This window comes from Pseudoalteromonas sp. A757, assembly GCF_004103285.1.
Lineage (GTDB): Bacteria > Pseudomonadota > Gammaproteobacteria > Enterobacterales > Alteromonadaceae > Pseudoalteromonas > Pseudoalteromonas galatheae.
This window is the reverse complement of record NZ_QNQN01000062.1, coordinates 11,753-32,281: the sequence shown is the minus strand read 5'-3', so window position 1 is coordinate 32,281 and position 20,529 is coordinate 11,753. Positions and strand designations below refer to the sequence as shown.

17 protein-coding genes are annotated in these 20,529 nt (G+C 41.3%); 10 read left to right on the top strand and 7 right to left on the bottom strand.

All coding sequences use genetic code 11. The features are described 5' to 3' along the window. Positions 1-12: 12 nt before the first annotated feature. The 3 genes from DRB05_RS06345 to DRB05_RS06335 form a co-directional block, all read right to left on the bottom strand. Entirely contained in the window at positions 13-486 is a 474-nt protein-coding gene (locus DRB05_RS06345) for a low molecular weight protein-tyrosine-phosphatase (RefSeq protein WP_128726183.1), read from the bottom strand. 128 nt (positions 487-614) lie between these two features. Beyond that, positions 615-1,784, bottom strand: a complete 1,170-nt coding sequence (gene hmpA / locus DRB05_RS06340) for an NO-inducible flavohemoprotein (RefSeq protein ID WP_128726182.1) — start codon at positions 1,782-1,784, stop codon at positions 615-617. 25 nt (positions 1,785-1,809) lie between these two features. Next, on the bottom strand, positions 1,810-3,027 hold the full coding sequence (locus DRB05_RS06335) for an NnrS family protein (protein ID WP_128726181.1): 1,218 nt from the start codon (positions 3,025-3,027) through the stop codon (positions 1,810-1,812). Between the two features lie 386 nt (positions 3,028-3,413). Here DRB05_RS06335 and norR point away from each other — a divergent pair, with 386 nt between their 5' ends. From norR to DRB05_RS06290, 8 genes are all read left to right on the top strand, one after another. Next, on the top strand, positions 3,414-4,976 hold the full coding sequence (gene norR, locus DRB05_RS06325; RefSeq protein ID WP_128726180.1) for a nitric oxide reductase transcriptional regulator NorR: 1,563 nt from the start codon (positions 3,414-3,416) through the stop codon (positions 4,974-4,976). Between the two features lie 241 nt (positions 4,977-5,217). After that, positions 5,218-5,688: a bacterioferritin gene (bfr, locus tag DRB05_RS06320; RefSeq protein WP_095729185.1), complete on the top strand. Its 471-nt coding sequence runs from the start codon at positions 5,218-5,220 to the stop codon at positions 5,686-5,688. A 3-nt stretch (positions 5,689-5,691) separates the two neighbouring features. Continuing rightward, a complete protein-coding gene (gene bfr / locus DRB05_RS06315) occupies positions 5,692-6,174 on the top strand; it encodes a bacterioferritin (RefSeq protein ID WP_128726179.1) in 483 nt (160 codons plus the stop codon). A 151-nt stretch (positions 6,175-6,325) separates the two neighbouring features. Further along, positions 6,326-7,555: an ABC transporter substrate-binding protein gene (locus tag DRB05_RS06310; protein WP_128726178.1), complete on the top strand. Its 1,230-nt coding sequence runs from the start codon at positions 6,326-6,328 to the stop codon at positions 7,553-7,555. Then, positions 7,552-10,863 (top strand): PAS domain-containing hybrid sensor histidine kinase/response regulator, encoded by a 3,312-nt coding sequence (locus tag DRB05_RS06305; protein WP_128726177.1) that lies wholly within the window; start codon positions 7,552-7,554, stop codon positions 10,861-10,863. Before DRB05_RS06310 ends, DRB05_RS06305 begins: the two co-directional genes overlap by 4 nt. A 77-nt stretch (positions 10,864-10,940) precedes the next feature. After that, positions 10,941-13,094: an exonuclease domain-containing protein gene (locus tag DRB05_RS06300; RefSeq protein ID WP_128726176.1), complete on the top strand. Its 2,154-nt coding sequence runs from the start codon at positions 10,941-10,943 to the stop codon at positions 13,092-13,094. A gap of 1 nt (position 13,095) precedes the next feature. Continuing rightward, entirely contained in the window at positions 13,096-13,464 is a 369-nt protein-coding gene (locus DRB05_RS06295) for a DUF1294 domain-containing protein (RefSeq protein WP_128726175.1), read from the top strand. 82 nt (positions 13,465-13,546) lie between these two features. Continuing rightward, positions 13,547-14,059 carry an Mpo1-like protein gene (locus tag DRB05_RS06290; protein WP_128726174.1) on the top strand — a complete coding sequence of 171 codons (513 nt, stop codon included), beginning with the start codon at positions 13,547-13,549 and terminating at the stop codon, positions 14,057-14,059. A 48-nt stretch (positions 14,060-14,107) separates the two neighbouring features. Here DRB05_RS06290 and DRB05_RS06285 read toward each other — a convergent pair whose 3' ends face one another. Next, a complete protein-coding gene (locus DRB05_RS06285; protein WP_128726173.1) occupies positions 14,108-15,064 on the bottom strand; it encodes an FHA domain-containing protein in 957 nt (318 codons plus the stop codon). A gap of 587 nt (positions 15,065-15,651) precedes the next feature. Here DRB05_RS06285 and DRB05_RS06280 point away from each other — a divergent pair. Then, positions 15,652-16,239, top strand: coding sequence for a CBS domain-containing protein (locus DRB05_RS06280; protein ID WP_128726172.1), 588 nt, complete (start codon positions 15,652-15,654; stop codon positions 16,237-16,239). Between the two features lie 148 nt (positions 16,240-16,387). Here the strand turns inward: DRB05_RS06280 and DRB05_RS06275 are convergent, their stop codons facing one another. Together DRB05_RS06275 and DRB05_RS06270 are read right to left on the bottom strand one after the other, a co-directional pair. Beyond that, positions 16,388-17,305 (bottom strand): M14 family metallocarboxypeptidase, encoded by a 918-nt coding sequence (locus DRB05_RS06275; RefSeq protein WP_128726171.1) that lies wholly within the window; start codon positions 17,303-17,305, stop codon positions 16,388-16,390. 91 nt (positions 17,306-17,396) lie between these two features. Continuing rightward, complete coding sequence (locus DRB05_RS06270) at positions 17,397-17,804, bottom strand: hypothetical protein (RefSeq protein ID WP_128726170.1); 408 nt, start codon at positions 17,802-17,804, stop codon at positions 17,397-17,399. Between the two features lie 408 nt (positions 17,805-18,212). Between DRB05_RS06270 and DRB05_RS06265 the strand changes: the two genes are divergently transcribed. Continuing rightward, complete coding sequence (locus DRB05_RS06265; protein ID WP_128726169.1) at positions 18,213-18,605, top strand: hypothetical protein; 393 nt, start codon at positions 18,213-18,215, stop codon at positions 18,603-18,605. Between the two features lie 114 nt (positions 18,606-18,719). Here the strand turns inward: DRB05_RS06265 and DRB05_RS06260 are convergent, their stop codons facing one another. After that, entirely contained in the window at positions 18,720-20,264 is a 1,545-nt protein-coding gene (locus DRB05_RS06260) for a PAS domain-containing methyl-accepting chemotaxis protein (RefSeq protein WP_128726168.1), read from the bottom strand. Positions 20,265-20,529: the final 265 nt, after the last annotated feature.

Here is a 20,529-nt window from a genome sequence, read left to right as displayed (position 1 = left end):
AGCGAGTTAATTTCACCTTGTCGATAAGCGAATTTTGTTAATGATGTTTTCACTGGCGGCTTCGATTAAATCAAGCACATGTTCAAAGCCATGTTCACCGCCATAATAAGGATCAGGTACTTCACGCTCAGCCATGTCACCAAACGCTAAAAACAGCTGAACTTTATGCGCTAAGTCGTTAGGACAAATGGAGAGTAGATCGCGGTAATTAGCGTTGTCTGCACACAAAACTAAGTCGTAATCTTCAAAATCACTGGGTTTTACTTGCTGCGCTGATATGCCTGAAAAGTCATACCCTCTTGCGCTGCCTGCTGCGACACTTCGTGGATCTGGAGGGTTACCTTGATGATAGCCAATGGTACCAGCAGAATCGATACGGATTGTTAACTCTGTTGCTTCGAGTTTGTGCTTTAATACCGCCTCCATAGTTGGAGAGCGGCAGATATTGCCCATGCAGACGACTAAGATACTAGAAATTGCGCTCATATTGTTGTCCTTCAAGTACGCTTTTATACCAATAGTATTCATTCTCCAAGTCTACCGACTTTTTAATTCAGAGCAAAATATAAGGCGCCGACTAATACCAACAGTATTAGGGCGCCAAATTTAACTTGTTAGTTTGGAAGGTTTTCGTGAGGACCAAATACCTCATAGAAGATTTGCTCGGCTTGTACACCGGCATTAATCAGTTGGGTTTTGATAAAGCGCATAAAGGCAACCGGGCCGCATAGGTAGAACTCTCCGTCTGTGAGCGGCAAAGTATTTTTGATTACGTTGATATCCATCAGCCCAGAATATGCACCATCGGCTTCTGACTCCAACCATGTAACCACATTAAAATCTCGGATATTGCTACCAAGCTCATTGATTTCTTGATTGAAACCTAAGTCACTGAAGGCTTTATTAGCGTGTAAAAAGTGTGCTTCGACTTCAGGTGAATGTTGGCTATGAACACCAAGCATGCAGAGCATAGGAGTAATTCCAACCCCAGCGCTAATGTATACCTTTGGACTGGCTGTGTGTTGTCTGACGAAGTCTCCAGCTGGTGGAGTGAGCTTGAGGACGTCGCCCACTTTAAGCGTATGAAGATATTGCGATACGGCACCGTCGTGTTTAGTCGAAATTCTAAGATACGAACCATTGGGGGCAACAGACAAAGAGTATTGGCGGATCTGCTGAAACCCTGCCACTTCTTTTGGTATAAAAACAGAAATAAATTGCCCAGCTTGGTAATGAGGTACGGCTTTACCGTCGACTGGTTTGAGATAAAAGCTCTTAATATTTTCAGTATTGCTTATTACCTTTTCAATCGTAAATTCACGCGTTCCTTGCCACCCACCTTGCTGATCAAGTGCGGTTTGATACAGACCATGCTCTGCGGTGATAAATAAATCTGCTAAAAACTGGTAGGCACTAAGCCAAGCTTGCTCTATTTCGTCTGTGAATTGTTCGCTGAACTCGGCTTTGAGTGTTGCAATTAAATGCCGGCCAACAATAGCGTATTGCTCAGGTAAGATCCCAAGGCTAACGTGTTTATGGTTGATACGTAAAATGGCGTCACTGAGTACTTCTGGTTGATCAATATAATTGGCATAGGCTGCTAATGCCGCAAATAGTGCCAACGGCTGTTTTCCCGAAGCCTGATGCGATTGGTTGAATACCCCTTTCAGCTCAGGGTGTTGATTGAACATATTATGATAAAACTTGGCGGTGATCTCGGGACCGACCTGAGCCAATAACGGTGCACTTTGTTTTACCAACTCAATCGTGTTGTTTGTAAGCATTAATATCTCCAATTTGAGAGTAGAGTTAACCCATTCGCCCATCGACGCGTTTTTGTACCAGCATGGGCGCGAAGGTAATGAAAAAAAGCATAAAACCAAAAACCCAAGCCACGGCACTTAACAGCCATGCATTGTGCGGGTTTATAAAGTGAATAAGGAATGCGCGGATAAGACCTGATGCCGCGATACAGATAAACGCCAGTATAGTTGTCGTGCCTACCTGTAATAGTCGACCAGTGTGGCCCAAGGTAACGCGAGTCATCATGGCTAAGATCATTAATCCCATGCCATTAATTGCCACTAAGTGAAGATGGCTGCGCAAATGCTCTGGTGCAAAGGTGTTGTTGTATGCGCTAAGTATTAAACCCACTGCGATTGCACAGTATGAAAGATATAATGACCAAAGCAGTGGTACGTTAAATAATTTACAGTTAAACCAATAGGTTGCTCTTATCGAGTGCAGTAGCCCAAGGAGCAGGAGTGCAACACTTAAATAGTGAGTATTTGGTATCGCAAACTGCAGGATATAGGTGAAAACGCAGATGATGGCGAGGTAGAAAATCGTCCTGTCTAACCTTGGAGTATGTGGTTTTTGTGCTTGCTGTAATCCTCGGGCAATAAAAAATGGAATAACGCGGCCACCCACTACACCAATCAACAGCATGTAAGCAACTAGCGTTGCTTGGCTTATAGCGCTCAGCAATAAGAAGTGCTGGTTGTGAAGTAAAATCAAAAATATGATGTTGCAGCCACACAACATACTTACAGCAAAAATAAAAACACGATTGTTTTTGGATTTTGCATCAACAATTACGGTCGTTAAATTGATTAGAACAATGAGCCAAAAACCCAGTTGTAGTAGCAAGGTGATGATGATTGATGAATTTGCCACAAAAAAGCTCAGCCTAGCAGCACACCAGATAATACAGAGTGACAGCAGTGCGCCACCATGTAATGTCTGTCTTTGCGTCCAATTTTTTGCCGCGGTTAGCAAAAAACCGGCGACGACAGCACCGCCAAAGCCAAATAGCATCTCGTGGGCGTGCCAATAGGTCGCTGGGTAATTATTACGCCAAACAACACTGCCATTGAGCAATAAAGCCCACACAGAAATACTCACGACAGCGAATAGGCCCGCGAGTAAAAATAGTGCTCTAAAGCCGAGCATCAACACGGGCCAAGTAGATGGTGTATACCAACACACTGCTTTTGGGCTGGGCTCTTCTAATTGGATTAAACTCATTTATTTAACCTCCAAACCTAGGTGGTATAGACAAACAAGGCGGATGACGTAGGCAAGCTTAATCAAGGCGGCCAATACGATAGTACTAATATGCGCTGCAATTTGTGAGAAAAGGCTGAAGCTTTCAACGCTAAAAAAACTCACTTGCAGTGACAGCATAAACGCTGCGAGAGATGTGAAAATGGCGATGTTGCTAAATCTTAAAAGCTGGTATGCGCGGCTCATCGTTAACTCTGCGAATGTTGATATATAGACTATCTATTGCAGGTGTTACGCCAACTTTAAAATTTCATATAAATCAATATTTTAGATTTACCTTGTTGATGTTTGAGTCAAATTGACCTACCTTAAGTAGTGTTTATCTGAATAAATTGAGTCTTTTTGACATGAATTCGTTAGAACTCTCCAAGTTACTTGAGCTTAGTATGTCGTTGTCACGACTTTCGTTAGCACAAGAGGGGCGCGAGGTTAAGCAATACGCTAAGTCCTTGCTATCAGCATTGAGTCAATCTGTTACCGCTGATGCCATCGCCATTCTCTATGGCGATCAGCATGCATTAACGATTCTAGCTTGCAATGGGTTGAGTGCGGACGCTGTTGGGCGGCAGTTTTTGCTCTCAGAACAACCTAGATTGATGTCTATTTTCGAGTCTGACGAGCTAGTTAGTTTTCCTGCCAATAGCAACTTACCGGACCCCTACGATGGACTGCTACTAGCTGAAGAAAGTCGCTTGCCAGTGCATGCCTGCATGGGATTCAAAGTCGCACTGCAAAGTAGTGTCTTATTGGTAACGTTCGACTGCCTTAAACCTGATAGCTTTGAGCACTTGTCTGACGTTTATATGAAAACCCTACAAACAATTGTCTCAAGTAGTGCATTACGTATGTTTGAGGCTGAGCGTCTCTATGAGCAAGCACGTTCATTTACACATACCCAATCCCAAAAGTCCGTTAAAAAGCAAATCTTGGTAGGAGAGAGTGCGGTGATGCACTCGCTTAAATCAGAAATTGAACTGGTAGCTGGCTCTGAGTTTAATGTCCTTATTCAAGGTGATACGGGAACGGGTAAAGAGTTGGTAGCAAAACATGTACACTTTAATTCCCAGCGAAATGACAAACCGTTTGTACAAATTAACTGTGCGGCGCTTCCTGACTCGATAGCAGAAAGTGAACTCTTTGGTCACAAAAAAGGGGCGTTTACTGGTGCCGATAAAGACCGATTAGGCAAGTTTGCAGCCGCAGATGGAGGCACACTGTTTTTGGATGAAGTTGGCGAACTGAGCCTGACTTTACAGAGTAAACTCTTACGTGTGCTGCAAAGCGGCGAGGTGCAAGCGGTAGGTGCTGACCGTATTCATATTGTCGATGTTAGAGTAGTTGCTGCCACTAATCGCGACCTAAAAGAAGAGGTGAAACGCGGAAAATTTAGGGCGGATCTTTATCATCGCTTGAGTGTGTACCCTTTATTTGTTCCTCCACTGACCGAAAGACTGGATGATATACCGTTGCTGGTTGGGTTCTTTTTAGAGCAGCTTAGAGGCACACTCAATGCAAAACAAGTGGTGATGGATAGGCAAGCACTCAGCCGGTTAATGCATTACGATTGGCCGGGTAATGTCAGAGAGCTTGAGCATTGTGTCAGTCGTGCAGCGTTAAAAGCTAAGCACCAACAGTGGCAGGCTAATATCATCGAGATCCATGACATAGATATTGAGCCAAAACACAATCAACAAAAACGGCAAGCTGATCGCCTTATTAAGGAAGAGAAAGCAGATCCTGTTACCATGAAACTCGCCGTAGAACTACTACAAAAAGATATGATCGTTAACGCGATGGAACGTAATGGGTTAAATTGGTCGGCAGCTGCGAGAGAGTTGGAAATGGATAGAGCAAATTTAGTTCGACTAGCTAAGCGTTTAGGGCTAGATGTTAAAAAGCAGATGAGCTGAGTAACCTGAGCTGCTTTTGTGAGTTTCAATAACTTAGCCTGTTTCTTATTCTGAGTTCAGATTGAATTCAAGCTATTCAAAAAATGAAACCCGAAATGTAATGAAAATTGTTATTAATACTCTTATAAGTTGTTTATTTTAAAAGGGTATATTAAGAAAACTGTTATTTTTATTTAATCTTGCGAAGAATAAATATTGAACTAGGGTTATAGGGCGTCACTCGACATTATTAGGGGGCCCTATGCAGGGTAATAAGCAAGTTATAACAGCGCTAAATCAAGTGCTTACGTTAGAGTTAACATCGATAAACCAGTTTTTTTTACATGCAAGAATGTACAAAAATTGGGGGCTTGAAGAGCTAAACGAGAAAGCTTACAAAAAATCTATCAAGGATATGAAGCAAGCGGATGACCTAATCGAGCGTATTTTGTTTCTTGAAGGGTTACCAAATCTCCAGCATTTAGAAAAGCTGCGAATAGGTGAGCATACCGAAGAAATGATGGCGTGCGATTTAGCGTTTGAACTCGATCAGCTACCGACACTACGCGATGCGATTGCGTTGTGTGAACACGAACAGGATTATGTTAGTCGAGAGCTACTAGAAGATATTCTTGAGTATGAAGAAGGTTATGTGGATTGGCTCGAAACGCAGCACTTCTTAATCAAAAATACTGGCATTGAAAACTATCTGCAATCGCAGATTGAGGGGTAAGTTATGCAAGGCAATTCTACCATCATCGACTTACTCAACAAGCAACTTACTCTCGAGCTTTCTTCTATGGATCAATACTTGGCTCATGCCAAAATGTATGAAGATTGGGGGCTTGAGAAGCTACATCACAAGTTATCTCACGAATACGAAGAAGAGCTTGACCATGCAAAACGGATCACCGAGCGTATTTTGTTTTTGGAAGGCACACCGGATACCGCTTCTCGTGCGCCAATTCACGTCGGTGCTGACGTGAAAGAAATGCTAGAAAATGACTTGGCAGCTGAAGTTTTGGTAAAAGATCATTTGAAAAAGGTGATAGCAGCGTGCGAGCAAGCGCAAGATTATGTCACGCGAGAAATGCTTGAAACTCTGTTAGATGATACTGAAATGGATCATATTTATTGGCTTGAGCAACACATTAACTTGATCAAATTAATAGGTCTACCAAATTACATTCAGAGTCAACTTGCAAGTAGTCCTGAATGACCCAACCACCGCACCTGCCTGAAGGTGCGGTTTCTTTATGCGCCATGCGATGTTCTGTTGAGCTATAACGTGCAAGGTATTCGCTATAAAATTAAGCAATCACAATGATTTGAACTAAAGTTTAGTTATGTGTTGAGTAATTAGTAATACAATGAAAATATTATTACTGTTTTTCTACCTGTTTAGCTCGGTTTGTCTCGCAGCAAACTCCAAGCAAGTGTTTCGTATTTATCATGACGCTGATTATTCTAATTTAAATGAGTCAGCCGAAGCGATAAAAATGGGATTTTTGACCGCATTCGATGAAGTTGATAATCAAATACAGGGTTTTAATATTGAATTAGTGAGCAAAGATCATCGCGGTAATAGTAATCGTAGTTTGCTCCATTTTAAGCAATTTTTAAAAGATCCCAATGCTTTGTTAGTACTTGGAGGCGTGCATTCTCCCCCCTATATTAAATTTCGTCAGTTTATCAACGAGAATAAAGCGCTGCTGTTGGTTCCTTGGGCCGCTGGTGGACCTATTACAAGATACCCGAGTAAGGACAATTGGGTGTTTAGGCTTTCGGTAGATGACACCAAAGCGGGTAAAGTACTCATCAATTATGCAAATCAACAAGGTTGTGTTGCGCCTCATTTACTCCTTGAGGATACTGCATGGGGACGCTCCAATTACGACACATTGTTAGGAGAGTATAAAAAGGCCAAGCCCAACAATGCGTTACCCGTATCCTGGTTTAACTGGGCCACTAAGAAAAATGAGGCGCGGATGATTATCCATAATATTATTGAAAGTGAACCACAATGCATCATTTTTGTTGGCAATGCGATTGAAGGAGTTGAGTTTGTAAGAGCCATGGCGAGTATTGATGAGGCGGAGCGCCTGCCGATTATAAGTCATTGGGGAGTGACAGCGGGTAACTTTTTTGGTGTTATTGGGGATAAGCTATCTGCAGATGTCTCATTGGCGGTACTACAAAGCTGCTTTTCTTTCGAGAATAAACCGTTAGGTGAGTTTTCAGCACGAGTATTTAATCGGGCAAGACGGCTTTTTCCAACTCAGTTTGCAACGCATGGGTTCGTTCAAGCTGCACCTGGATTTATCCATGGGTATGATATTGCCAAGCTTCTTATTGCGGCGGCAAAGCAAATAAAGCTGACAGATTCGGTTGCTACTAATAGAGCCTTGTTTAAAAGTGCATTGGAGGATTTGCAGTCGCCGGTCAGCGGCCTCATAAAAACCTATCAACGACCATTTCGGGAGTGGAGTGAAGAAAATGATTCCGCTCATGAAGCACTGACAGTGCAAGACCTGTGTATGGGACAATATCAATCCAATGGCAGTATTAAACTGGTTTATAGTTACTCGGGGTCAAATTGAAAAGTAAACTCACTTTGACGAGCAATCGCGCCTTTTATGCCTTTTTAGGGTTAACGGCTATCATTTCACTTCTGCTCAGCGCGCTCTTCGTTGGACTAAGAGCAAATGTCATAGTTGAAGATTTGGTAAGAGAAACGAATGAGACCCAAGCTCAACTCTCGGTAAACAATTTGACACAGTACTTGGAGAGCCGAAAACAAATACTATTTGATCTATCTTCGCACCCTATTGTTGTAAATGGTGCAATGGGAACAGGCTTTTCTGCAACACAATTACGAGATTTTCTGCGCAGTTTTCAAATTATAGGCAAAGCAGAGAAACTGATGGTAATTAACGTTCTGGGTGAAGTGGTGTATGCAAACTTTGACTCTAACGAAATATTAAGGCAACAGCCTATTTGGTTGGATAAGGTGATTAATGCTGAAATTAGTAATGCGATAGATTTAACTAAAGTTGCCAACCAGCATTTTTTTACGGTAGCGGTACCTATTTACTATAACGGCTTTGCTGAAGGAGCGCTTGTTGGTGAGTTTTCGACCAGCCTTGAAACCCTACTGGCGACTTCTTTAGATTCTCAACTTCATAGCATCTCGTTAAAAGGGCAATGGCTTGAATTTTCCGATGTTGAACGTGTTGAGGATTATTTTAGTATCAAGTCATTAGCTATTGGAACAACGGGGCTTCAATTAGACTATCGTTTACGAAAAAGCTTGGTTACTGACGAAGTGCAAATATTTGTCTTGGACCTTATAGGCGCGATAACCTTTGGGTTGCTCCTGTCCTTTGGCTTGCTTTACCTGTTTGGTAAACAACTATTGTTAAACCCGTTCAAGAAACTAGAAGAGTCCAGAGCAATACTTACGCGAAGTGAAGAGCGATTTAAACTCGCAATATTTGGCAGTGACGATGGCCTTTGGGATTGGGATCTTGAACGGAATACGGTGTTTTATTCAGATAGATTTAAATCTTTGCTCGGCTTTTCTCAAGAGACACAAGCCTTATTCTCTGCACATATTTCTAGTTTATTTGATCGTGTTCATCCAGCAGATCTCACCAATTTAGAAAACTCTATAAAATTCCATATGACGGAAGAAGAGCCTTTTGGTGTCGAGTGCCGAATAAAAACGAGGCAAAACAGCTATCGCTACTTTTGGCTCAAAGGCGCGGCAGCACTTAAAGATGGAAAAGCGAAGCGAATAGTTGGATCGCTTTCAGATATAACCGATCAAAAGCTTCATCAAGAAGCGCTGAAAAAGGCAAAGGAGCAAAATGACCTACTTGCTCAAGCAATAGAATGTGCAAATGTTGGCATTACAATTGTTGATGCAACAAACCCAGAATTACCGATCGTATTTGCCAATAAAGCTTTTAAACAGATCACCGAATATGGAGATGAAATACTTGGTAAGAACTGCCGCTTTTTGCAAGGAGAGCAAAGCCAACAGCAAGCTATAGACAAAATCAGAGCTGCAATAAAAGCCCAAACATTCGTCAAAGTCGAATTGATAAACTACACCAAATCTGGGAAGGCATTTTGGAATAGTTTACAGATTTCCCCTGTGTTTAATGAACAAAACCAAATAAAAGCATTTGTTGGCATCCAACAGGATATTACCGCTGCCGTCGAGGCGAAAAAAGAGTTAGAGCAAGCAAAGCAAGCAGCCGAGCTGGGGGCGCAAGCTAAAAGTGAGTTTTTAGCGTCAATGAGTCATGAGATCCGCACGCCAATGAATGGTGTAATAGGCATGTTAAGTCTGCTTGAAGATGAACACTTGACTCAAACTCAATTACATAAAGTGAGTCTAGCAATGGGAAGTGCCAAGTCGTTGTTAAATCTTATCAACGATATATTAGACTTTTCTAAAATTGAAGCAGGCAAACTTGAGCTTGAGTCATTAGATTTCGATGTTAGGGCTTTGCTTGGTGAGTTGATTGAATCCGTTGCTTTGCAAGCGCAGAAGAAGGGACTTGAACTTATCCTTGATGTTACCCAACTTGAAAAGCCATTGGTGCAGGGGGATCCGAGCCGCATTCGACAAATCATTACCAACTTAATTAGTAATGCAATCAAGTTTACCGAGCAAGGGGAAATTATCATTCGAGCTTGGTTTAGTGAGGTAGACGATAAGCTGAGGTTTCACTGCTCAGTTGAAGACACTGGGATAGGTATACCTGAGAGCAAAGCGGATGGACTTTTTGCTAAGTTTTCTCAAGTAGATGCTTCTACCACAAGGAAATATGGTGGTACTGGTTTGGGGCTTGCCATTGTCAGGCAACTCTGTGAGTTAATGGACGGCGATATCACCGTGAGTAGTCGGTTTGGTCACGGTAGCCAATTTGAATTCTTTGTTACCTTAGTTCACGGTGACAATACTCAATTCGAAGCGACAAAAGTTGATCTGAAAGGGAGCAAAATACTCTTAGTTGACGATAATCTCGCGACCTTGACGAGCTTAGAATCTCAATTGAAGCACTGGGGGGCGGAGGTGCGTAAAGCCAGCTCAGGCATACAAGCATTATCAATGTGTGAAGCTGAATACCAGCGTGACAAAAATGTGTTTGATATAGCCCTATTAGACATGACTCTTAGAGGTATGTCGGGAGAGCAGCTTGGTGCTGCGCTTAAAAACGATAAACGATTCAAAACGATTAAGCTTATCATGATGACGCAAATGGGGACCAAGGGAGATGGCCAGTTTTACGCAGAACGTGGCTATTCGGGTTATTTTCCAAAGCCCGTGACAACCAAAGACCTCTTTGATGCATTAACCATTTTGGCTGAAGATGGCAGAGCGCTGGCTAATGCGAAGCCATTGGTTACAAGTCACTATTTGAAGCTGGTAAGAAAGGCGAATGAAACCGAATGTGCTTGGCCAAAGCCTTGTCGCATTCTATTAGTTGAAGATAATGAGGTAAACCAAATTGTTGCATTAAGTATGCTCAAAAAATTGGGGATCACAGACGTTGAAGTTGCTGAGAATGGACTTGTTGCTATCGAGCTGCTCAAATCTCATCAAGATGAGTGCCGTTTTGAACTGATCTTAATGGATTGTCAGATGCCGGAAATGGATGGTTATCGAGCAACAGAGATAATTCGAGATGGATCTATTGGGGAGACCTATCAAGAAGTCAAAATCTTGGCCATGACTGCCAACGCAATGTCTGGTGATAGGGAAAGATGCTTAAATGTAGGTATGAATGATTATCTTGCAAAACCTATTTCGGAAGCGGCATTAAGTGAGAAACTACAATACTGGCTATACAAAAGCGAATATGCATCTACAGACGGTACAGAAAAAACGACTTAATGGGTAACTGAAGCAAATTGGCAATATTTTCTATCTATGGTAGTCTTTACTGTATATAAAAACAGTTGTCTTGGTTTGTGTTGAGAAAAGAGTTACCCGCCAAATATTACTTAAGCCACTTTAGTGAGCTTAGCGATTATTTACTTAAAGTATGTCAACCGCTATTAAGTCGTGCTCAGCGTGAGCTGCTGGCTGAGCTACACCGCTTGCCTGAAGATGAATTGTGTTTGTTAGTGCGGTTTATTTCCCGCAAAACTCCTTTTCTGGATATCAATTCACTGCGCTACGAAGAGATCAATAATATTTGTGAAGTCGCGCTTTCACTAAAAGCAAAAGGGTTCCTTCGCCAAGTACAACAAGACGACTTTCAAATATTACTACATTGCTTAACTAAACCATGTTTAATTGAACTCGCTGAGCGAGAAAACGTAACTAAGACGCCAAGTAAATCGGCAAAAAAATTGCTCTGGGTAGAGCATTTGCATCATTCTATCTGTGTTGAACATGTGAATGTACAAGAATATCTATCCAAGTATCTCACGCTCTCATTTCAAGCTGATATTGACTACTTTCTATTTTTGTACTTCGGTAAGGTAGGCCTTAGCTTGGCGCAATTTTCGATGCGGGATCTTGGTGTAATGGAAACCCGGAGCGCTAACGCCGCGTATCACGCACATTTTGAACAAAGATCAGAAGCAGTGAGCGCATTTTATTATGCAAATGCACTCAGTGAGCTCAAAAACACCCCTGAAGATGAGTTAGTACAGCGTGCTAGCGAAGCCATAGCGCAACAATTGCCTAAAGTCGATGGGCAATATTCAGTGACTGCGAATGCAAAGTACCTGTTAACGCTTGCTAGAAAGTTGGGGCCTGACTCAAACCACTATAGTGCCTTATTGCGTATGAGTGAACATCCACAAGCCCGTGAGATATTGATACGACATCATTATAAACAAGGTGAAGTTGAGTTGGTGCGTGAGCAATTAGAGCGCATATTACAGGGCGAAAACGATGAAACACTGATGATCTTCGCGGAAGACTTTTACCAGCGTAAATTTAACCAAAAACGTACCTCTGTACTTACGGATATGCTGAGAAAAAGTCAACCTGCAATCCAAATTGATGAGGCCTTTAAAGGGCAAACCGAAGCTGGTGTTATTGCTTATTACAAACGTCATGGTATCAAAGCTTACCATGTTGAAAATAAAATTTGGCTGGCCTTATTTGGATTGACCTTTTGGCAGGAACTGTTTTATCACCCAAGAAGTATCGTTGCGAATGGGTTTTCTAAAACTCCGCTGGCGTTAAAAGAAAATCGCTTTTACAGCGAGTTTGAGAAAGAGATTGAGTGCCGCTTAGCGAGTTTTACAGATACTTCTGCTTGGATGAACTGGCTTCTACGCCAGATGAGCGAACATTACGGAGAACCCAATCGATTGTTTATTTGGCACGATAGGATGCTCGACGCAATAAAAATATTGTTGTCTAACGTGTCTATTGAGGATGTTAAATCTGTTTTAAGGCTAATGTGTAGTGACTTTCATCTGATGAAATCCGGTTTTCCCGATCTGATGATAGTCGATGAAAAAGCGGGCTTAAGGTTTGAAGAAATCAAGGCGCCTGGCGATAGTCTTAGCAGAAGTCAGCTGGTTAACATTTCTAAACTCTTGCAATGCAATATTCCCGCGCGACTGCAAACCGTTGAATGGCACATTTCCAAAGAGCAACCCTATGTCGTTGTCGATATTGAAACCACTGGGGGAAGCAAGGAGTTTGATCGCATTACCGAGATCGCCATGGTAAAAGTCGTCAACGGTGAGGTCGTTGCTAAATGGCAATCGCTTATTAATCCGATGCGCCGTATCCCACAAAAAATCACTGAGTTGACAGGGATCACTCAGGCAATGGTGAGTGATGCTCCGAGGTTTTGCGAAATCGTAGAGCAAGTTGAGCAGTTTAGCCAAGGCGCTATTTTTGTCGCGCATAATGTGAATTTTGATTATGGCTTTATTCGGCAGGAGTTTGCTCGTGTTGATCAAGAGTTTACTCGTGCAAAGTTATGTACTGTGCAGTTAGGCCGAAAGTTTGTACCAGGTCTGCGCTCCTATGCGCTCGGAGCATTTTGCCAAGCGATGAATGTACCTTTGGTTAATCATCACAGGGCGATGGATGATGCTTATGCTACCGCTGAAATTTTCATTCAAATAAATAAAATAAGACAGGAAAATTAGCATGTCAGCCGTTCGTTTAATGCATCAGCAGATGGGCCTATTTTGGGGGACTGGCGTGTGGCTAGGGGCACTTTGTGTATCTAAGCTACCTTGGCAAGCGGTTATTTCTGCAGTGGTGTTGTTGGTTATCAATTTATTTATATTTGCACTTTTTTGGTGGGATAAGCGAGCTTCAACACTTGCTCAATCGCGCATTCCTGAGCGTAATTTGCTACTTTTTGGGTTACTCGGGCTCAATATTATCACACCAGTGGCGATGTATATACTCAGGCATAAAACCATCAAGCCTAGCTTTAATTTTAAGCTTTTGATGGTGCTCATGATGCAGACCATCGTGTTCGGCATGCTGTTTATTTGGTTATTTATATAGGCCCTAATAGAATTTTTTATTGATAAATTTTCTTTGTTGACCAATTATCAATAGGATAATTGGTATCAGTGAGAGAACAATAATGAACAAACTAGAGACGCTATTAAGTCAGTATGCCATGTATCATCGCAGCAAAAAGAACATTCTGACTCACTTTTTTGGGATCCCGTTAATTGTGATTGCTGTTGTCGGCATGACTTTTATCCCACTATTCGATGTGTCAGGAGCTACCATCACGCTTGCCGCGCTGATAGGGTCAGTTTTATGTTGCTACTACCTGATGTTATCCCCCATTTTCGGACTCATGATGAGCGCAGTCATACTGGCTTTTTATTTCCTTGTTCAAACGTTAAATCCACTTATCGCTAATGCTGGGATAATGACCGTACTGTTTTGGGCTGGTGTTTTCTTTGTGGGCTGGATGTTACAGTTTATAGGGCATTATTTCGAGGGGAAAAAACCTGCGTTCGTCGATGATTTGATTGGTTTAGCAATTGGACCATTGTTTGTGCTTGCGGAGCTTTTATTTGTATTTGGGCTATTCAAAGAGCTCGAAAACAAAATAGTGAATAATGCTGGAGAGTATAAAGCATAGGCAAATAGTTGGGCTGAAATGCTATTTCTGCCCAACTATAAAGACTGTCTAAGTTGTCATGCGAGTTTCTAATTTAGAGCCTTTTATTATGGTGATATCTTGGCAGTTTAATCTTACTCGGCCACAGCGAGTTTCTAATAAAAAGGTTGCTTCTGGGTAATCTTCGCCACCGGAATCAACAAATTGCTTGCGTGCGCGGTGAACCATAATATTCATATGGTTTGTTTGTACGCCGAGTGCTTTTGCTAAGTCATCGCGATAAACCCAACCTTGAACATCCGATTCAAGACCTGCATCTTTATCTTGGATCCGAGTTCTTGCAAGCAGTAACAGTAAGTAGTGATGACTTCTGACGCCTAAATCTAGGTGTTTATCGTCCACGCTTAACGTTAGTTGAGTATCTTCTTCGTCTTGGCTTACGTTGAACTCTAGTGCTATTGGCTTGGCAGCTTTTTGGCATTCAAGGTGCTTAGTTACAGCAATGGTTGTGGCAGAAAAAAACATCCATTGGTCATTCATCAAAGATATAATACTACCGTCAATTAAGGCTTGACGATCTGAAGTATTAAGATCTTCTAAAAACCAATAGTTAAGTAACTTATCGTAGTAAATGATGTGTTTAGGATCGTCTTCATCAGGTAAAAGCAATTGGTTGGTTACTTCAATTACTTTTTGCCTGTTTGACTGAGAAACTAAATATTGACACTCGGTTTGTAAATTCGCCGCCACAAACGAGTTTTGCCCGGGTGCTGCAAAATCAATCTTATCGTTTTCGAATAGCTGATAAGGCAAATTCTTATCGAGCTTTTTGTCGTTTATCCAGATGCCATTTGTGCTCACATCTCGGATAAACCATTTGTTTTCATTGAGTTCGATAATGGCGTGATGTCTTGAAACTCCTGGCTTGTCTATCAAGGTGTCTACGCTATATTTGTAGCGACCTACCGTATGATAGCTTTTAAGATAAACTCGTTCGAGTTTCTGTTCGTCGATTAAATAAGCCATAGTTAGTTCCGTATAACTTTGATGAAAATTACATGCTTATACAAAATAGATATCACAACTCAGCAAGGCGTAAATTTCATCTATATCAATGTATAAGTGCGGTGAAGCATACAATTTTATTTCCTTCGGCTCAACGATAAAGACCCACGATGTGGGTCTCGTTGAGGGAAGAATTCACCAGTACCAAGGCACTGGTTTGGTTTAATTTGGAATTACAGTTTTTTTAGTTTGACGCAGAATCCCAAAGCTAAAACCAATTGTTTGATATTAGGGTGATAAATCCTAGCAAACATGTTTAGTCTAAGTTGTTTATATAAATTTAGCTATTACACGGCATTACACTGAGGTTACAGGAGTTTTGGGGAGTGAGACTTGAATATATTCGCGGGATAAACCATATTTTAATCAGAGAGAAAAGAAACTAGAACTCATATTTTTGCGTTTTAGCAATCTCTCTTACTTTTCCAGTTAGCTTAATGAAACGTTTACAGCCTTTACACTGGTTGCTCTTCTTATCTTTTGTTATGAATTGATTATAACAACATGAAAACCATACTGTTTAAGGGCTTTAGAAGCAGGAGTGCACAATGGGCAAGTATCGAGCATTAAAAACCGTTCAGTTGGAAGGGAAATTTCAGCTCTGTGATCACTTCGACTCTGAGCCTTTAAATATGGATAGCAGTGCGATTAAGGTGGTAACTGATTTTACCCGCAGACAGCCTCAGGTGATAGCAAAGGATGTCGATATTGATCATGCTTTATATATGATGAAAAATGGCCATGTGCGCTCAAAACTCGTTGTTGACGAAGATGATAATTTTTTAGGTGTAGTTAGCTGCCGCGATCTTACCGGTAGAAAAGCGTTAAGTGTTGCACAACGGAAGCAGGTGTCGAGAGAGGATGTATGTGTTGAAGATGTAATGGTGAGTAAAGAGGAGCTTTATGCCGTTCCATATGAAATAGTTGCTAAAAGTACGATAGGAGATGTGCTAGAAACATTACGGGCTTTAGGGTTGCAGCACGTTTTATTGGTTGACTCTGAAGGATTGAGAGGGATGATCTCAGCGAGTGACATCGCAAGAGCATTGCATATTCCAGTTAGTATCTTGCAAAAGCCAACTTCATTTAAAGAAATTTTTGGGGTCGTCAGTGGCAAGGAAGATTTAGCGAATTAGGTGTTATGATGACCAGCTATGTTACTCATAGTAGTATTTGAGAGGGCGTTCAGCGTCAGCCTAAGTTTGATAAACAGTCAGAGAACGTAAACCTGTTTTGTAATTTATTGCAGTAGATATGGTTTACGAAACCATATCTACTCAAGCATCAAAGACCTTCTTTTTGCAGGTACTTAAGTGCTCCTCTAATAGCTGCTACTTGTCCCGCAATACAGTTTTCTGGAGTTGCATTTTGACCATCAGGGTAAACTTCTGTTGTTGTTACAAAAGCGGCATTGGTCATACCCATACATAAACCTAGCGCAGTGCCATCGTAATTAATTACACCGTGCTGCTCTATATCAACACCGATTAATTGCCCATTTTCATCAGCATCTGCAATTTGGGTTACCTCAGCCACTTCTTCGATAATACGTTTTTGAAATTCAGCTTCAGGTTTCTGCGTATGCCCTACTAGATAGAAACCATCAGGTATATTCCAATTGTGATTTTCTTTACCATCTCTGGCTGCCAATGCTGGACGGAATTCAGAATTGTCAGAGTCAGTGGTTTCGTGTAAATCAATATGGCATAGCGTTTTCGCAGCTTTTTTGTCGACAAAGTTCATTGCCAATCGAGATTCTGGTGCAGGACTATCTGCGTAAAAAGAGCGGTTAGGGTCTACTGCTTCTGGATTCCAGCGGTTTATCGTTTCATAACCCCAAGGGCTCAAGCAAGGCAAGATAATGAAGTTATAAGCCCGTTCATATTGTTGTGCTTCTGATTTTGCAAAAGCAAGAGCACCATGCACACCGCTTGTTTCATAGCCATGCACGCCTCCGGTAACTAATATGATTGGTTTGTTTTGTTGCCAGTTTTTTGTCGTTAGTGCGTATAAAGAATAAGTTTGGTTGGGGTAGTCAAGCTGACCATACTCGGTTACGTCAAAGCCTTGCTTAAGCGCTTTTATTTGAGTTACGACTTCTTCAGAGTATGAGCGTTTGATTGTTTGATTTTCTAACCACAATGTCTTTTCTTGGGAAGTCCAAGGTACGCCCGGCGTACCTATTGCATATTGTCTTTGCATAATAACCTCTTTATAAATTTAGGTTATCTTACTCAACGCCCCTTTTTAAAAGCAACTTTATGAGACCTACTGCACACGGATATGTATAGAATTAAACATATCCTAAAAGTTTAAGGCTCTGCTGCTGCGCAAGATTGGGCTTGAAAGACCAAATCCTAAGTACTCCGGTTGCCAAATAAAGTTTTGTATAACTAAACCAAAGTAGTCGTTCCACAGAGATCTTTTCCACTTCTTCTGATGGAATATAGTGCTTTTGACCTAACAGGCTGTGATAAACCACGCCTTGATTGCAAATGATTACTCGACTTTGACCACTGAATATAGCCCATACCCCCATAATAATGTAAAACATGATTGCAGCTGAAAGCGTTAATTGGGCAAAAGAAATCAGGCTAATTTTTTCAGACACTATTAAGGTATCTAGGATAAGCAAGCTCAGCGCAATAATAGAAAGGGAAATGAAAAATGATAAGTTCATTCCTAGTTTTAACTCTTTCATTGTTGTTCCTATTTTTCTTCGATTGATTTTGAGAGTGTGCAAATTATTTCAACAAAATGAATCAATTGTGGAGGTCATGATCTTTTCTTATCAAATCAAACTTTATAACTGATATTTTGTTTTAAAGGTGCTTCTTTAGTCGTACTTATTAGAGCCGGTGGCCTTTGGATATAATCTACTTTGGCGATATCGAAAGTAACTTTGAAAATGTAAGGAAACTTTTTAATTGTGGAAAGTGAAGCTTGCTTATTTTCAGTCTTATACAGTCTGCTAGCCGTTGCGTAACTGAACTTGCACTTTTTTAATATGACAAACGGAAAAAGTTAGCATATGTTTAAATATTAGCGTTTTATGTTTCGTCTTGAAATATTGTAATCTTAATTTGCAGGAAAGGGTTAAGGAAGAATTATGAAATTTGAGCAGCTACTAAACCACTTTGACACGGGCATTTGTGTTGATCAGATGCAAAAAGAGGCCTTAATAGATGTCGCGTTATTGTTCATTGGTGTTGATGGCGTTATCAGTGAAAGTGAAAAACATGTGGTTAGAAAGTGGGCAAAGAGCTTACAGTGGAACTCTGCAATTGCATTAGACGATTATATCGAAGATAGCCTGTCTAAGTCGGTTGTTGCGATAAAAAATAATGATATTGAAGCTTATGTGCAGCACCGTATGAATAACATTGTTGATGAGCCTATGCGTAAACTTGCGAAAGATCTAGCGGTACGTGTTATTGAAGCTGATGGCAACGTAAAGCAAGCCGAGAAGGAAGCTTTGGCTATATTAGAGGCTGAGCTGTAATGCGTATCACCAACTAAGGCATTGTGGGTTTATGCTAAATAAGCACCACAATGCGCTTAATTCTGATTTACGTCAGCTTGCTTTGCGGCTCTAGCCTTAGCGTGATCATCTCGTTTATGCATGAGTAAACTGCTGAATTAGACGCGTTTGTTGCTCTATCTGATGAAGCAACTCTTGACTTAGAGCAAACGATTGCTCGCCGTGTTCAGTACCTTTTTCTGCCAGCTTTGTTACGCTCTCCACATTGAGGCTTATCTGCTTTACCACACCGCTTTGTTGTTCAATCGCTGCGGCAACGCTGCGGTTTAGATCGGCCAAATGCATAACATGGCTTTGAATGGTATCTAAGCTAGTACCGTTATTCTTTGCAAGGTCAACACTCTGATTGGACAGGTTATTACTCTTTTGGACGGATTCGACCGCTGAGCTAGATATGTCGTTGAGCTCTTTTAATAGCGTGGTGATTTCCTCTGTTGAAGATTGCGTTCGTTGCGCTAAAGTACGGACTTCATCTGCGACCACAGAGAAACCGCGGCCATGATCGCCCGCACGAGCTGCTTCAATCGCTGCGTTCAGTGCCAGTAAGTTGGTTTGATCGGCAATGGAGTTAATTACACTCAGCATATTTTGAATTTTGTCATTGCCAGAGACTAGGCGATTAACGGCATTGTTGACCTCCATCAGGTGCTCGTCAAGATAATGAATAGAGTCGATTACATCTTTAACTGCTGATTTCCCCAGCCCTGTTTGTTGCTCTGAGTGATTGGCAGTATCTGCGGCATGATTGACATTTTCTGACAGCTCATCAATGGTTTGTGAAAACTCTTCCATGTATACAACCATTTCTTTTGCTTCGCTGGTTTGCTGTTTAAGTAATTCAGAGACAGATCGACCGCTTTGGGTGGTGATTTTTGCATTTTCGCTGACTTGTAAGGAAACGTCATTCACTCGCCCAATAACGGCCGCAATTTTGGCTTTTTGCATTTCAAATGCCAAGCTGATATCGGTAATTCTATCGCGAGATCCACCGTAAATTATCGACATGATATCGTTATCAAAAATGGTTTTTGCTTGGTTTAATAAATGCGTATATTTTTTGTTAAATTGCAGCATTAGCCCTGTGGCGCTAAGCAGCAAAGCTAGAGGGATGAGGATTATCCAAAAACTATCAAACAGAGGCAAAATTGCAACAGATACAGTCGCCAATAACATTAAAGCAAGTGCGAGCGAATGACTATTATAGCGACGGATAGGTGCTTCTGAGTCAAGCGTCGCATAGGTTTTCTCTGCACGTTTGATTATCTCGGCAGAGGGGCAAGTTCTAACGGACTGATATTCCGAGACTTTACCTTGAGGATCTTTGATGGGTGTCACAAATGCATTAACCCAGTAGTAATCGCCATTCTTAGCTGAATTTTTTACTGGCCCCATCCAAGACTGACCACGTTGAATGGTTGACCACATATTTTTGAATGCTGCCTTTGGCATATCTGGATTACGTACCAAGTTATGAGGTTGTCCCAACATTTCATCCATACTATATCCTGCAATGTCGCAAAATGATTCATTAGCATAGGTGATACGACTGTCCAGATCCGTGGTTGAAAGCAGCACACTGTGCTTTTTTAACTTTATTTCCCTACCTGTTGTGTTTGGCATTGTTATTTATCTCGGTAGCTGACGACTGGAGAAATATAAATCTAAGACTTTATACTCAGAAGCATTTTTTACAAAATCGGGATATTAACACCGCATTTAATGACCAAGATCACGACTCCATAATTTCGTAACACCGACTTCAGCTTCATTGTGTTAAATCAACAAACTGAAAATATATTCATGTTATTGAATGTAACTAATGCCAGTACAAGTTGCTGTTCCGATCTCAGATTACTTTTTGCAGGCAAGGTGATAAACCAAGTAT

Coding starts and splice junctions, on each gene's coding strand:
- DRB05_RS06345 (WP_128726183.1), bottom strand. CDS start 486: ATGAGCGCAATTTCTAGTATCTTAGTCGTCTGCATGGGCAATATCTGC.
- hmpA (WP_128726182.1), bottom strand. CDS start 1,784: ATGCTTACAAACAACACGATTGAGTTGGTAAAACAAAGTGCACCGTTA.
- DRB05_RS06335 (WP_128726181.1), bottom strand. CDS start 3,027: ATGAGTTTAATCCAATTAGAAGAGCCCAGCCCAAAAGCAGTGTGTTGG.
- norR (WP_128726180.1), top strand. CDS start 3,414: ATGAATTCGTTAGAACTCTCCAAGTTACTTGAGCTTAGTATGTCGTTG.
- bfr (WP_095729185.1), top strand. CDS start 5,218: ATGCAGGGTAATAAGCAAGTTATAACAGCGCTAAATCAAGTGCTTACG.
- bfr (WP_128726179.1), top strand. CDS start 5,692: ATGCAAGGCAATTCTACCATCATCGACTTACTCAACAAGCAACTTACT.
- DRB05_RS06310 (WP_128726178.1), top strand. CDS start 6,326: ATGAAAATATTATTACTGTTTTTCTACCTGTTTAGCTCGGTTTGTCTC.
- DRB05_RS06295 (WP_128726175.1), top strand. CDS start 13,096: ATGTCAGCCGTTCGTTTAATGCATCAGCAGATGGGCCTATTTTGGGGG.
- DRB05_RS06290 (WP_128726174.1), top strand. CDS start 13,547: ATGAACAAACTAGAGACGCTATTAAGTCAGTATGCCATGTATCATCGC.
- DRB05_RS06285 (WP_128726173.1), bottom strand. CDS start 15,064: ATGGCTTATTTAATCGACGAACAGAAACTCGAACGAGTTTATCTTAAA.
- DRB05_RS06280 (WP_128726172.1), top strand. CDS start 15,652: ATGGGCAAGTATCGAGCATTAAAAACCGTTCAGTTGGAAGGGAAATTT.
- DRB05_RS06275 (WP_128726171.1), bottom strand. CDS start 17,305: ATGCAAAGACAATATGCAATAGGTACGCCGGGCGTACCTTGGACTTCC.
- DRB05_RS06270 (WP_128726170.1), bottom strand. CDS start 17,804: ATGAAAGAGTTAAAACTAGGAATGAACTTATCATTTTTCATTTCCCTT.
- DRB05_RS06265 (WP_128726169.1), top strand. CDS start 18,213: ATGAAATTTGAGCAGCTACTAAACCACTTTGACACGGGCATTTGTGTT.
- DRB05_RS06260 (WP_128726168.1), bottom strand. CDS start 20,264: ATGCCAAACACAACAGGTAGGGAAATAAAGTTAAAAAAGCACAGTGTG.